Genomic DNA, 14,681 nt, shown 5'->3' on the forward strand with positions numbered 1-14,681 from the left:
ACCGGCAGGGCGCGGCGGTTGACCTTGCCGCTGGGCATGCGCGGCAGGTGGTCCAGCAGCAGGTACGCCGCCGGCACCATGTACTCGGGCAGGTGCTCCTTGAGGAAGGAGCGCAGCTCGGCCGAGGTGGGGGCCTGCGGGGCCGAGGGCACGACATAGGCCACCAGGCGCTTGTCGCCGGGCCTGTCCTCGCGAGCGAGGACGGCGGACTGGCGCACGCCGGGGCACTTGTCGAGCGCGGACTCCACCTCGCCCAGCTCGATGCGGAAGCCGCGCAGCTTCACCTGGGAGTCGAGGCGGCCGAGGAACTCGAGGGTGCCGTCGGCCAGCCAGCGCACCTTGTCACCGGTGCGGTAGAGGCGCTCGCCCGGGACGAGGGCGAAGGGGTTGGGGACGAAGCGCTCGGCGGTGAGCTCCGGGCGGTGGAGGTAGCCCCAGGCCAGGCCGTCGCCGCCGATGTACAGCTCGCCGGGCACGCCGGTGGGCGCGGGACGCAGGTGCGCGTCGAGCACGTACACCTGGGTGTTGGAGATGGGGCGGCCGATGGAGACGTTGTGGCCCACCTGCTCCGGGCGCGTGAGGATGTTGCAGGTGGCGAAGGTGGTGCTCTCGGTGGGGCCGTAAACGTTGGCGAACAGGCCGCCGTGAGCAAGCCGCGCCTTCACGCGCTCGGGGGGGAGCGTGTCGCCTCCCGCGAGCACCAGACGCACGTGCGAGAGGGCCTCCAACTGCGTGGACACCACCTGGTCGAAGAGGGCGGTGGTGATGAACTGCGTGGTGATGCGGTGCTGCTTGAAGGCCTGACCCAGCTCCTCGAGGGAGGGGGGGTGGGGGGGGAGGACGACGAGCTTGCCGCCGTGCAGCAGGCAGCCCCACAGCTCGAAGGTGGAGGCGTCGAAGGAGATGGGTGCCAGCTGCAGCATGACCTCGCTGGGGCCGAGGTCGGCGTAGCGCGCGCCGATGACGAGGCGGACCACGCCCCGGTGCGGAATGCACACGCCCTTGGGTCGGCCGGTGGAGCCCGACGTGTACATGACGTACGCGAGCGCCTCGGGAGGAACGTGGACGTCCGGAGACGTCTCGGCCTCCTGGGAGAAGTCGGAGTCGAGCAGCACCACCCGGGCCTCACCCGAGGGCAGGCGCTCGGCGAGGTGGCGCTGGGCCAGCAGCAGCGGGGCGCCCACGTCCCGGAGCATGAAGTCCAGGCGCTCACGCGGGTAGGCCGGGTCCAGCGGCACGTAGGCGCCGCCGGCCTTGAGGATGGCGAGGGTGGAGACCACCATCTCCAGGGAGCGCTCGGCGCACAACGCGACGCAGAGGCCGGGCCGCATGCCCAGGCGGAGCAGGGCGTGGGCGAGCTGGTTGGAGCGCGCGTCGAGCTGGCGGTAGGTGAGCGACTGGCCCTCGAACTCGACGGCGATGGCGTCGGGCGTGCGAGCGGCCTGGGCCTCGAAGAGCGCGTGGATGGAGGAGTCACGCGGGTAGTCCACGCGCGTGTCGTTCCACTCCACCAACACCTTGCGCCGCTCGGCCTCGGAGAGCAGCGGCAGCTCGGAGAGCCGGGCCTCGGGGTTGGCGACAGCGCCCTCGAGCAGGATGCGCAGGTGCTCCATGGCCCGGGCCACGGTGCCCGGCTCGAAGAGGTCGGTGTTGTACTCGAGGCTTCCCGTGAAGCCGCCCGGCATGTCGGTGAGCGAGAGCGTCCACTCGAACTTGGCCGTGGTGCTCGACTGCTGCAGCGGGCGCAGGGTGAGGTCCGGCAGGCGCAGCGCTTCGACCGGAGCGTTCTGCAGGACGAACGCCACCTGGAAGAAGGGCGAGCGGCTGAGGTCGCGCTGGGGCTGGAGCTGCTCGACGAGCTTCTCGAAGGGGACGTCCTGGTGCTCGTAGGCGGCCAGGGTGGTGTCGCGCACCTGCTCGAGCAGGCCCCGGAAGGACGTGTCGGGCGAGAAGCGCGAGCGCAGGACGAGCGTGTTGACGAAGAAGCCGATGAGGCTTTCGAGCTCGGTGCCACGGCGGCCGGCGATGGGCGAGCCCACCGAGATGTCATCCTGTCCGGAGTAGCGGTGCAGCAGCACCTGCAGGCCGGCCAACAACGTCATGAAGGGCGTGACGCCCAGACGCGTGGAGAGGGCCTTGAGGGACTCGGAGAGCTCCTTGGGGAGGACGACGGGCAGACTGTCACCCCGGAATGTCTGCACGGGAGGACGAGGCTTGTCGGTGGCCAGCTCCAGGTGCGCCGCGCCGGAGAGCTGCTGTTTCCAGTAGCCCAGCTGCGAATCGAGCACCTCGCCCTGGAGCCACTCGCGCTGCCAGACGGCGAAGTCCGCGTACTGGATGGGCAGGGGCGGCAGGGACGGCTGCTGACCCGCGGCGAAGGCGGCATAGAGCGAAGCCACCTCGCGCACGAGCACACCCATGGACCAACCGTCGGAGACGATGTGGTGCAGGGTGACGAGCAGCACATGGTCCTCCGCGCCCAGGCGCAGCAGGGCGGCACGCAGGAGCGGACCCCGCGCCAGGTCGAAGGGGCGCTGCGCCTCCTGACGGGCCAGCTCCTGGGCCCGGGCCTCACGCTCGGCGGCGGGCACGTCCTGGAGGTCCACCACCTCGAGCGGAAGGGTGAGCGAGGGCAGGATGAGCTGCGCGGGCTCGCCGTTGCGGGAGGTGAAGAGGGTGCGCAGGGACTCGTGACGGCGCACGAGCTCATCGAGGGCTCGCCGCAGTGCCTCGGGGTCCGCCTTGCCCGAGAACCGCAAGGCCACGGGCATGTTGTAGACGGAGCTGCCGGGCTCGAGCTGATCGAGGAACCACAGCCGTTGCTGGGAGAAGGACAGCGGCAGGTCCCCCGTGCGCGGCACGGGCCTGAGCGCGGGCGTCTGGGGTCCGTTCCGGGCCTGCCGCGCGAGGGCCTCGTCGACCTTGCGCGCGAGCGCGGAGAGGGTGGTGGCCTCGAAGAAGGCGCGCACGGGCAGCTCCACCTGGAAGGTGGAGCGCAGGCGGGAGATGACCTGGGTGGCCAGCAGCGAGTGGCCGCCCAGCTCGAAGAAGTGGTCCTCGGCGCCGACGCGGGGCACCGAGAGCACCTTGGCCCAGATGGCGGCGAGCTTCTCCTCGGTGGGGGTGCGCGGGGCGATGTACCCGGCGGCGGAGGTGGTGGCCTCGGGCGCTGGGAGGGCGCGGCGCTCGAGCTTGCCGTTGGGGCTGAGGGGCAACTGCTCCAGGCACACGAAGGCCGAGGGCACCATGTGCTCGGGCAGACGCGGCTGGAGGAAGGAGCGCAGCTCGGCGGCGGAGGCCTGCTCGGGCGGGGCCACGACGTAGGCGACCAGGCGCTTGTCGCCGGGCCGGTCCTCGCGAGCCACCACCACCACCTGGCGCACCGCGGGGTGCTGGGCCAGGTGCGCTTCGATTTCACCCAGCTCGATGCGCAGGCCGCGAATCTTCACCTGGAAGTCGGCGCGGCCCATGTATTCGATGTTGCCGTCGGGCAGCCAGCGGGCCACGTCGCCGGTGCGGTACATGCGCGCGCCCGGGGTGGAGCTGAACGGGTCGGGGATGAAGCGCTCGGCGGTGAGGTGGGGACGGGCCCGGTAGCCGCGGCCTACCTGCACGCCACCGATGTAGAGCTCGCCGTGCACGCCCACGGGCACGGGCTGGAGGCGCGCGTCCAAGATGTGAATCTGGGTGTTGGCGACCGGGCGGCCAATGGGGACGGAGCGAAGGGACTGGCCGGGCTTGCACGCGTAGTAGGTGACGTCGACGGCGGCCTCGGTGGGGCCGTAGAGGTTGTGCAGCTCGGCGTGGGGTAGCCGTTGCAGGCACTGGTCCTGGAACTCCACGGGCAGGGCCTCGCCGCTGCACACCACGCGCCGCAGGGAGACGCACCGCTGCTCGAGGTTCGGCTCCTCCAGGAAGACCTTCAACATGGAGGGGACGAAGTGCAGGGTGGTGACGCGCTCCTGGGCGATGAGATTGGCCAGGTAGTTGGGGTCCTGGTGTCCGCCGGGCTTCGCGAGCACCAGCCGCGCGCCCTGCATGAGAGGCCAGAAGAACTCCCAGACGGAGACGTCGAAGCTGAAGGGCGTCTTCTGCAGGACGACGTCCCGCGCCTCCAGCTTGTACTCCTCCTGCATCCACAGCAGACGATTCACCACGGGGTGGTGCTCGTTCATGGCGCCCTTGGGGCGGCCGGTGCTGCCGGAGGTGAAGATGATGTAGGCGAGGCCGTTGGCCGTGGACTGGAGCGGCGGCGTGTGGCTCGGCCGCGAGGCAATCTCATCCCAGCCGGAATCCAGACACACGACGTGGGCGCCTTGAGCGGGCAGACGCGAGAGGAGCCGCTCCTGCACCAGGAGCACGGTGGGGCTGGCGTCCTCGAGCATCCAGCCCAGGCGCTCCTGGGGGTAGGCGGGGTCGAGCGGCACGTAGGCACCACCGGCCTTGAGGGTGGCCAGCAGGGCGACGACCATCTCCGGGGAGCGCTCCAGGCACAGTCCGACGCGGGACTCGGGGCCAACGCCCAGCGAGCGCAGGTGCCAGGCGAGCTGGTTGGCGCGCGAGTCGAGCTCCCGGTAGGTGAGCGACTGGCCCTCGAAGGTGAGGGCCAGGGCGTCGGGGGTGCGTTCCACCTGAGCCTGGATGAGCTGGTGGAGGCACACGTCGCGCGGGTAGTCCGCTCTGGGGCCGTTGAAGCCGGTGAGGAGCTGGTGCTTCTCGGCCCGCGTGAGCAGGGGCAACTCGGAGAGCGGGGTCTCCGGCTGGGCGACAGCGGCCTCGAGCACCACCCGCAGGTGCTCCATGGCCCGCGCCATGGTGTCGCGCTCGAAGAGATCGGTGCTGTACTCCAGGCCTCCCGTGAAGCCGCCAGACGTGTCGCCGAGCGACAGCATCCAGTCGAACTTGGAGACGCTGTTCGTCAGCTCCAGCGGGCGCAGGGTGAGGCCGCCCGGCAGCGTCATCGTCTCGGTCGGCGCGTTGTGCAGGATGAACATCACCTGGAACAAGGGCGTGCGGCTGAGGTCGCGCTGGGGCTGGAGGTGCTCGACGAGCTTCTCGAAGGGGACGTCCTGGTGCTCGTGGGCGGCGAGCGTGGTGTCGCGCACCTGGAGCAGCAGCTCGCGGAAGGAGGCCTTGGAGGAGAGGCGTGAGCGCAGGACGAGCGTGTTGATGAGGAAGCCGACGAGGCCTTCCAGCTCCGTGCCACGGCGGCCGGCGATGGACGTGCCCACCGAGATGTCGTCCTGTCCGGTGTAGCGGTGCAGCACCACCTGGAGGCCCGCCAGCAGCGTCATGAAGGGCGTGACGCCCAGGCGCTTGGAGAGCGTCTTGATGGACTCGGAGAGCTCCCGGGGAATGGCCACGGGCAGGGTGTCACCCCGGAAGGACTGCACGGCGGGGCGCGGCTTGTCGGTGGGCAGCTCCAGGTGCGCGGGCGCTCCGGAGAGCTGCTGCTTCCAGTAACGCAGTTGCGAGTCGAGCACCTCGCCCTGCAGCCACTTGTGCTGCCAGAGGGCGAAGTCGGCGTACTGGATGGGCAGGGGCGGCAGGGACGGCTGCTGGCCAGCGGCGATGGCGGAGTAGAGCGCGGCCATGTCGCGCACGAGCACGCCCATGGACCAGCCATCGGAAATGATGTGGTGGATGACCAGCAGCAGCACGTGGTCATTGGAGTCCAGACGCAGCAGCGTGGCCCTCAGGAGCGGACCACGGGCCAGCTCGAAGGGACGGAGGATCTCCTGGCGTATCAGCTCCTTGGCCCGGGCCTCGCGCGCGGAAGCGGGAGTGTCCCGCACATCCAGCAACTCGAGCGGGAGGGAGAGCGAGGGCGAGATGACCTGGAGGGGCTGGCCATCCCGAGAGGAGTAGGTGGTGCGCAGGGACTCGTGACGGCGCACGAGCTCCTCGAAGGCGCGTCGCAGCGCCTCGGGGTCCACCGGGCCCGAGAGCCTCAGCGCGACGGGGGTGTTGTAGACGGGGTTACCGGGCTCGAGCTGGTCGAGGAACCACAGCCGCTGCTGGGCGAAGGCCAGCGGGATGTCGCCCGTGCGCGGCATGGGCCGCACCGGCGGAGGCCGCGATCCCTCCCGGGCCTGCTTGAGGCTCTCGTCGACCTTGAGTGCGAACGCGGAGAGGGTGGGAGCCTCGAAGAGGGCGCGGACGGACAGCTCCACCTGGAGGGTGGCGCGCAGGCGCGACAGGGCGCGCATGGCCAGCAGCGAGTGGCCGCCCAGCTCGAAGAAATTGTCCTCGGCGCCGACGCGCGGCACCGACAACACCTCGGCCCAGAGGGCGGCGAGCTTCTCCTCGGTGGGGGTGCGCGGGGCGATGTATGCGGCGGAGTCGGTGGGGGCCTCGGGGGCGGGGAGGGCCTTGCGGTTGACCTTGCCGTTGGGCGTGAGCGGCAGCTGCTCGAGCACCATGAAGGCGGAGGGCACCATGTACTCGGGCAGGTGCTGCTTGAGGAATGTACGCAGCTCGGCCGGGGTGGGCGCCTGCTGTCCCGAGGACGTGAGGTAGGCCACCAGCCGCGGGTCGCCGGACTTGCTCTCGCGGGCGAGGACGACGGACTGACGCACGCCCGGGTGCTTGTCGAGTGCGCTCTCGATTTCACCCAGCTCGATGCGGAAGCCGCGCACCTTCACCTGGAAGTCGATGCGGCCCAGGAAGTCCAGGGCACCATCGGAGCGGCGGCGCACCCGGTCTCCCGTGCGGTAGAGCCGGGCACCGGGCGTGGTGCTGAAGGGGTCGGGCACGAAGCGCTCGGCGGTGAGCTCGGGGCGGCCGAGGTAGCCACGCACCACGCCGTCGCCGCCGATGTAGAGCTCGCCAGCGACGCCCAGGAGCACCGGCTGCATCTGCTCATCCAGCACGTGCAGCTGCGTGTTGACGATGGGCGTGCCCAGGGGGACGGGGCCCTCGTGCCCGGCGGGCACGGGGTGGGTGGAGGACCAGACGGTGGTCTCGGTGGGCCCGTACATGTTGAGCAGCGAGGGCACGCGCTGACGCAGCTCGCGCGCCAGCTCGGTGGACATGGCTTCGCCGCCCACGAGCATCTGCTTCAGGGAGCGCAGGGCCTCGCTGGAGGGGGCGTCGAGCAGCAGGGCCCGGGCCATGGAGGGCGTGCACTGCAGGTGGGTGACGGCGTGCTGGCGTACGGCTTCGGGTAGCCAGTTGGTGCCCAGGGTGTCGGACTGCACCACCACGGTGAAGCCGCGCGAGAGTGTCCAGAGCAGCTCCAGCACGGAGATGTCGAAGGAGATGCTGGTGACGGCCAGCCACACGCCGCGCTCGGGCCTCTCCAGGGCCGCGTCCATGGCGGTGAAGAAGTTGGCCACGGTGCGGTGGGGCACCTGCACGCCCTTGGGCCGGCCGGTGCTGCCCGAGGTGTAGATGACGTATGCCACGTTGTCGGACGCGGCCCGGGCGGAGGGGTTGCTCGCCCCCTCGGGCGCCGGGGCCAGCGTGTCCACGTCCAGGCGCGTGACGGAGTCGCCGGGCTGGAGCGGAGCGTCCACGTGGGACTGGGTGACGAGCACGCGTGCGCCCGAGTCGCGCAGCATGTACTCCAGGCGCTCGCGCGGGTAGGCGGGGTCGAGCGGCACGTAGGCGCCGCCGGCCTTGTGGATGCCGAGCAGGGCCACCACCATGTCCAGCGAGCGCGTGGTGCAGACGCCCACGGGGCTGTCGGGCCCCACGCCGCGCTCGCGCAAGGCGTGGGCGAGCTGGTTGGCGCGGGTATTCAGCTCCGCGTAGGTGAGCGAGTGGGTGCCGTTGACGAGCGCGACGGCCTCGGGCGTGCGCTCCACCTGGGCCTGGATGAGCTCGTGAACGCAGGCCTCGCGCGGGTACTGGACCGCGGGCCCGTTGCCCTCGGCGAGCACGGTGCGCCGCTCCGGCTCGGGGAGCAGCGGCAGGTGGGCGATGGGCGACTCGGGGTTCGCCACGATGCCGGCCAGCAGCGTCTGGTAGTGCTCCAGCAGCCGGGACATGGTCGCGGCATCGAAGAGGTCCGTGCTGTACTCGACCACGAGCCGCAGGCCCTCCGGCAGCTCGGCGGCGATGAGCGTCAGGTCGATCTTCGCCGTCCCCGTCTCCGGCTGCTGGTACTCCATCACCAGGCCCGGCGCCTGCAGCGGGGGCATGGGGGCGTTCTGCAGGATGAACATCACCTGGAACAGCGGGCTGTGGCTCAGCCGGCGCTCGGGCTTGAGCGCGTCCACCAGCCGCTCGAAGGGCACCTCCTGGTGGGCGAAGGCCTCCACCGTCGTCTGGTGCACCTGGCCCATCAGCTCGCGGAACCGGAGCGCGCCCGACAGCGGCGTGCGCAGCGCCAGCGTGTTGATGAACAGGCCGATCATCCCCTCGAGCTCCGAGCGGGTGCGGCCGGCGATGGGCGTGCCCACCACGATGTCCTCCTGCCCGCTGTAGCGGTGGAGGAGAACGTTGAAGGCGGACAGGAGGGTGACGAAGAGCGTCTTGCCCTCGTGCTGGCTCAGCGCCTTGAGCGCCTGGGAGAGCGCGGGCGGCAGCACCACCTTCTGGCGCGCGCCGGAGGGGCTGAGCGCCGCGGGACGGGGCCGATCCGTCGGCAGCTCCAGGACGGCGTTGGCATCCAACTGCTCGCGCCACCAGGAGAGTTGCGTCTCGAACCTGTCACCCTGGAGCCACTCGCGCTGCCAGGAGGAGAACTCCGCGTACTGCAGGGGCAGGGGCTTCAGCGGCGAGGGCTCTCCCCGCACGAAGGCCGCGTAGAGCGTCGCCATCTCGTGGATGAACACGCCCTGGGACCAGCCATCCCCGATGATGTGATGCAGGCACAGCACCAGCACGTGCTCGCGCTCGGCCAGCCGCAGCAGCCCGGCGCGCAGCAGGGGGCCCCGGGTCAGGTCGAAGGGCCGCGTCGCCTCGGCGGTGATGTGCTCGCGGACCCGCTGCTCGCGCTGCGCCTCCGGCACGTCCCGCAGGTCCACCAGGGCCAGGGGCAGCTCCAGCGTGGGCGCGACGGTCTGGATCAGGCGCCCGTCCTGCTCCGAGAAGGTGGTGCGCAGCGTCTCGTGGCGGCGCGCGAGCTCCTGCAGGGCCTTCCGCAGCGCCTCCGTGTCGACCTCACCCGACATCCGGACGGCGCCCGGCATGTTGAAGGCCGCGCTGGTGGGGTTCCACTGGTAGAGGAACCACATGCGCTCCTGCGCGAAGGACATGGGCGCCTGCTTCGCCTTCTGGGTCTTGTCGCGAAGCAGTTGTGCCAGCAGGGCGCGCTTGTCGTTGGACGGGGGGGCCATGATTCAGACGTTCTCCTTCTCGGAGGGGAGGGTCGCGCGTGGCGCGGGGGCTTGCTCCTCCGAGAGTGGCTTCGAATTCACGAATAGCTTCTCAGCCCCCTCCGACGAGGGGGCCTTGGAGCGGCGGCGGCTCGAGGTCGGTCCTACTTCGCGAGCGCGCTGGTGGGCTGGAGCGTCAGGGTGTCCTTGGCGTGGGCCTCCACCTGCTGCCGCGTGAACAGCAGCGGGTGGAACTCCACCTTCCGGCTCAGCTCCATCAAATCCAACCGGTGCGGGTGGTACAGGTGCTCGCTCTGGCCCGGGGTGTGGACGCCCATCGACTTCGAGAAGTCGCTCAGGTCGATGATCATCCGCAGCGCCGTGCCGTGCACCACGTCGTACGGCTTGTTCCAGAGGAAGGAAGCGCCGTCCACCGTGTAGTTGTCACCGCGCGCGGGCAGCGTCGGGCTGTTGAAGACGCGCCGGACGAACGCCGGGCCGAGCCTCCCCAGCGGGCCGTTGATGAAGGTCAGCGTGTGCACCCGGCCCCACTGCCAGCCGGCCACGTCCGGCCCGTACTTCGCGCTCAGCCACTTCACGGCCTCGCCGAAGCTGCGGCGCAGGAGGTCGTCCCGCGTCTCCTTCTGGGGCTTCTTCGCGTCGGAGAACCACTCGTGCTCGGGCGTCTCCATCAGGCCGATCACCCAGGGCATGTGCATGCTGCCGTGGCGCTCGTACTCGCTCGCCAGGTAGCGCTCCACCATCTCCTTGCTCAGCTTGTTGCTCAGCAGGTTGCGCAGCACGGTGATGTACCAGGTCTGGAACACCGTCGCGCCGATGCGGTCCGTCTCGTAGCGCAGGTCCCACGACTTCAGCTCCTCGAGCGCCTTCGTCTCCAGCGCATCCGCCGGCTTCGCCGCCGCCAGCAGGTGGGGCCGCAGGGCCTCGGCGGGCAGCGAGTACGTCTCGGACTGGATGCGGCGCATGTCCTCGACGGTGTGCTTCGTGCCCGCCGCCAGCAGATCCGTGATGCGCCGGGCCCGGTAGCCCGGGAACCAGTTGGTCGCGAGCACGTAGGGGTAGTCGTCCGCGGTGACCTTGTTGTTGGCCGTGGCCACGAAGCCCGCGGGCGGGTTGAGCGTGGCCGGGAGATCCTGGAAGGGAATCCAGCCCTGCCACTCGTACTCCCCGGTCCAGCCCGGCACCGGCACCGTTCCCTGGTGCGCCGCGGCGCGAATGGGAATCTTCCCCGTGGCCTGGTAGCCGATGTTCCCCTCGGCGTCCGCGAACACGAAGTTCTGGCCCGGGCTCTCCCACTGCTCGAGCGCCGCGCGGAACTCCTTGCACGAGCCCGCCAGGTTCATCCCCACCAGCGTCTGCATCAGCGGCGCGCTGTCGTGCAGCGCCCAGCGCATCGACAGGGGCGCGGAGTCGGGCTTCACCTGGTTGCCCAGCACCCCATTCATGAGGGGGCCGTGCCGGGTGAGGCGCACCTCGAACGGCACCGGCGCGCTGTCCCGGACGGTGATCTCCTCGCGGATGACTTCCAGGTCGTGCCACTCGCCCTTGAACTCGTAGCGCTTGGGGGCCTTCGGATCGTCCAGCTTCTCGAGGTAGAAGTCCTGGGTGTCGGGGCCCAGGTTGCTCATGCCCCAGGCCACGCGCCCGTTGTGGCCGATGAGCACCATGGGCACGCCCGGCAGCGTGAAGCCCACCACGTCGAACCGGCCGCCGTGCAGGCCGGTCTCGTACCACGTGGAGGGGAGCGTCAGGCCGATGTGCACGTCATTGCACAGCAGCGGCTTGCCGCTCGCCGTGCGCTGGCCGTGCACCACCCAGTTGTTGCTGCCCGAGACGATGTTCGGGTCGCCCATCACCCCGTCCACCGCGTCCAGGCCCTCCAGCTTCGTCACGCCGGCCAGGCCCCGGAGGTTCATGGACTCGGGCGGCACGATGAGCGGCGACTGCGGACCGTGCGAGGGGAGGATCATCGCGGTGAGCTCCTCGCCCACCTCCGCCAGCAGCTGGGCCCGGAACAGCTCCAGCCGGTGGTTGCCGCCCAGCGCGTACGCCAGCATGTTGCCGCGCGTCAGCGTGTCCACGGGCGTCCAGGGCTCCGGGGTGACGCCGAAGATGGAGCACTCGAGCGGCAGCGGCTCGGCCTTCATGCGCGCGTTCACGCCCGCGCAGAAGGCTTCCGCGAAGGCGCGCGCCTCGCCCGTCACCTGGCTCCAGCCGCGCTCGGCGGCCCGGCGCAGGCCCAGGGTGCGCAGGAAGCGATCCACCGGCACCCCGTTGGGACCCAGCATGGTCGCCAGCGTGCCATTGGAGATCTGGCGGCTCAGCTCCATCTGCCAGAGCCGGTCCTGAGCCTGCACGTAGCCCTGGGCGAAGAACAGGTCGCGCTCGTTCTTGGCGAAGATGTGGGGCACGCCCCACGTGTCGCGGATGAGCTCCACGGGCCCCTCGAGGCCCGGAGCCGAGAGCTTCCCCTGGGTGCGCGGCCAGCGGCCACGGGCCAGCCGGGGGCCCACGCCAGGAGTCGCGGCGGCCAGCAGCGGGGGCAGGAGCCTCATCAACTGCTTGAACCGTTGCAGCTTCTTCATGACTTCGAGCCTCCAGAAACAGGGGCGAGCGCCGGCGCGTCCCCGGTGTTGGCGGGGGTCGCGGGCAGCTGGGTGACGTTGTTGGGCGCGGCGTCCGGGAGGGCGTCTGGCAGCTCCTCCTCCGCGTGGCGCACGCGCGGGGACAGCCAGGTGATGAACGTGTTGAGCATCACGACCACCCCCATCACGACGAACAGGAAGCCGATGCCCCGGCCGCGGCCGGTTCCCACCACGAGCCCGACACTCCCGGCGAGCGCGCCGTCCGGCGCCAGCCAGGGCTCGAAGACGCGGTCCGCCAGCGGGCCCGCCAGCAGGGAGGCCACCGGTGTCGAGGCCCGGGCGAGCATCCGCCGCACGGCGAAGACCCGCCCCTGCACGCCCAGGGGCGTCTTGCGCTGCCAGAGACTCTGGCTGGTGCCCATGGAGAGCGGCATGGTGAAGAGGTACATCCCCGCGCACAGCGTGATGACCAGCATGGTGGCGGGCAGGGCTCCTCCGAACAGCGTGAGGCCTCCCAGGATCTGGATGAGGAACATTCCCCGCACCAGGCGCTTGGGGCCGCCCCAGATGCTCATCACCACGCCACCCACCACCATGCCCAGCCCGGAGAGCGACAGGACCAACCCCAGGGTGGCCTCGTCTCCGAAGCTCAGGACCAGCGGGGTGATCAGCACCACCACCAGGCCGAGCACCAGGTTGGGGAGGATGGAGTACAGCAGCAGCCTCATCAACGCCGGCCGCGTCTGGATGAAGCTCCAGCCCAGGGCCATGTCCTGCATCAGCGAGTTGCGGCGCGCGGTCTGCTCGGAGAGGGGCAGGGGAGGGAAGCGGACGAGCAGCAGGCTCCCCACGGCGAAGGCGAAGGTCGCCAGGTCGATCAGCACGATGCCCTGCAGCCCGATATGCAGCACCAGCGCTCCGGCCAGCACGGGGGCGACGAGCTGGCTGGCCCCGTTGGCCAGCTCGATCATTCCATTGGCCCGGCCCAGATGCTGCTTGGGGACGAGCTGCGCCGTGGCCGCCGACAGGGCCGGCGCGCGGAGCGCCGTGAAGAACGAGCTCACCGCGAACGGCAGGTAGAAGTGCCACGTCTCCAGGGGCCAGAGGCCCGCCTGTCCCGCGGCGATCAGCGCCCAGATGAGCAGCGTGCAGACGCCCGCGCCCAGATCGCTCAGCAGGATGGCCGTGCGGCGGTTCCACCGGTCCACCAGCACGCCCGCGACGGGCGTCAGCAGCAGGGCCGGCACGGTGGAGAAGAAGGTCACCAGCGACAGCTTGGTGATGGAGCCGGTGCGCCGGAACACCTCGATGCCGAGCGCGAAGCTCGTCAGCCCCGAGCCGATCAGCGACAGGAGTTGTCCGGCCAGGGTGACGCCGAAGGCGCGCAAAGGATTGCCGGCGGCGTTGGACTGGGGCGCGCTCATGAGGCCTCCTGCCCCGGGGAGAGGGAGTCCGGGAGCTGCACGCGGCGGCGCGGCTCCTGGCCGTACAGCTTCGACAGCTCCACCTTCGCGCCGGCCAGCCACAGGCGCGCGGCGGTCTCCAGGGCGTGCCAGGCGGCGTCCCGGGGCTCCTTGGGCCGGGGCAGCGACGTGAGCACCGTGGGGGGGACACCGGCCGGTGCGTTGCCGCGCATCAGCGTCCCCAGGGCGTTGCCCGGGCCCACCTCCAGGAAGACGCGCTCCGGGTCGCGCAGCAGCACCGTGGCGCCCTCGGCGAAGCGCACCGGCTGGCGCAGGTGCCTCGTCCAGGCCTTGGGGTCCGTGGCCTGCTCGGCCGTCACCCAGGTGCCCGTCAGCGTGGACACGTAGGACAGCTTCGGCGGGGACAGGCGCAGGCGCGACACCTCCTGGGTGAACGTCTCCAGCACCGGATCCATCATCGCCGAGTGCGAGGCGTGCGAGACGAACAGCCGGCGCGTCTCCACTCCGCGCCCGGCGAGCAGCTCCTCCAGGGCCGCCACCGCCTCGCGCGTCCCGGACACCATCTGCAGGGCCGGGCCGTTCATCGCGCCAATGTTGGCCCCGGGCGGCAGCAGCGGCGTGAGCTCCGCCTCCGGCAGGTTCACCGACAGCATCGCCCCCGGCGGCAGCGACTGCATCAGCCTGCCGCGCACCGACACCAGCCTCAGCGCGTCCTCCAGCGGGAACACCCCCGCCAGGCACGCGGCCACGTACTCGCCCAGGCTGTGGCCGATCATCGCCTCGGGCTCCACGCCCAGCGCCATCCACCACTTCGCCAGCGCGTACTCCACCGCGAACTGCGCGGGCTGCGCCCACTCGATCTGGTTGATCAGCGCCTCGGCCTCTTCCTCGCGGCCCGGGGCGGGGTAGATGATCTCGCGCAGGTCCCGGCCGAGGTGCGGCTCGAGCGTGTCCGCGCACGCATCCATGGCCTCGCGGAAGACGGGCGCGGACTCGTACAGGGTCCGGCCCATGCCCACGTGCTGCGTGCCCTGTCCCGAGCACAGGAACACCACCGGCCGCCGCGTGTTCGTCCCCGAGCCGTCGAGCACGCGCGTCTCATCCTTCAGCGCGGCCCGGGCGTCGGCGACATCCCGGCAGATCACGGCGCGGCGGTACTCGTCCGTGCGCCGGTCCGTCCGCAGCGTGTACGCCACGTCCGCGACGTCCACCTCGGGGTGGTGCTCCAGGTACGTGGCCAACCGCGCGGTGGCCTCGTCGAGCTCGGCCTCGCCGCGCGCCGACAGCGTCAGCACGTGCAGGGACGGGGAGGCCGGCTTCGCCTTCTGGGCCTTCTCACGCAGCAGCTGCGCGAGCAGGGCACGCTTGTCATTCGCGGACGACGCCAT

General features: G+C 70.9%; 4 protein-coding genes. All 4 read right to left on the reverse strand.

Features of this window, described 5'->3' with window-relative positions:
- A partial coding sequence (locus ACJ8AN_RS01505; RefSeq protein WP_407753384.1) for an amino acid adenylation domain-containing protein occupies positions 1-9,284 on the reverse strand: 9,284 nt, incomplete at its 3' end.
- 143 nt (positions 9,285-9,427) lie between these two features.
- Positions 9,428-11,869, reverse strand: a complete 2,442-nt coding sequence (locus tag ACJ8AN_RS01510; RefSeq protein WP_407753385.1) for a penicillin acylase family protein — start codon at positions 11,867-11,869, stop codon at positions 9,428-9,430.
- Entirely contained in the window at positions 11,866-13,293 is a 1,428-nt protein-coding gene (locus ACJ8AN_RS01515; RefSeq protein ID WP_407753386.1) for an MFS transporter, read from the reverse strand. Before ACJ8AN_RS01515 ends, ACJ8AN_RS01510 begins: the two co-directional genes overlap by 4 nt.
- Positions 13,290-14,681, reverse strand: a complete 1,392-nt coding sequence (locus ACJ8AN_RS01520; RefSeq protein WP_407753387.1) for an acyltransferase domain-containing protein — start codon at positions 14,679-14,681, stop codon at positions 13,290-13,292. Before ACJ8AN_RS01520 ends, ACJ8AN_RS01515 begins: the two co-directional genes overlap by 4 nt.

The organism is Archangium sp. (assembly GCF_045802675.1).
Classification (GTDB): domain Bacteria; phylum Myxococcota; class Myxococcia; order Myxococcales; family Myxococcaceae; genus Archangium.

What these genes read in the sequence shown, in the direction of transcription:
- ACJ8AN_RS01515 (WP_407753386.1), bottom strand. Translation starts at nt 13,293, where the DNA reads ATGAGCGCGCCCCAGTCCAACGCCGCCGGCAATCCTTTGCGCGCCTTC.
- ACJ8AN_RS01510 (WP_407753385.1), bottom strand. Translation starts at nt 11,869, where the DNA reads ATGAAGAAGCTGCAACGGTTCAAGCAGTTGATGAGGCTCCTGCCCCCG.
- ACJ8AN_RS01520 (WP_407753387.1), bottom strand. Translation starts at nt 14,681, where the DNA reads ATGGCGTCGTCCGCGAATGACAAGCGTGCCCTGCTCGCGCAGCTGCTG.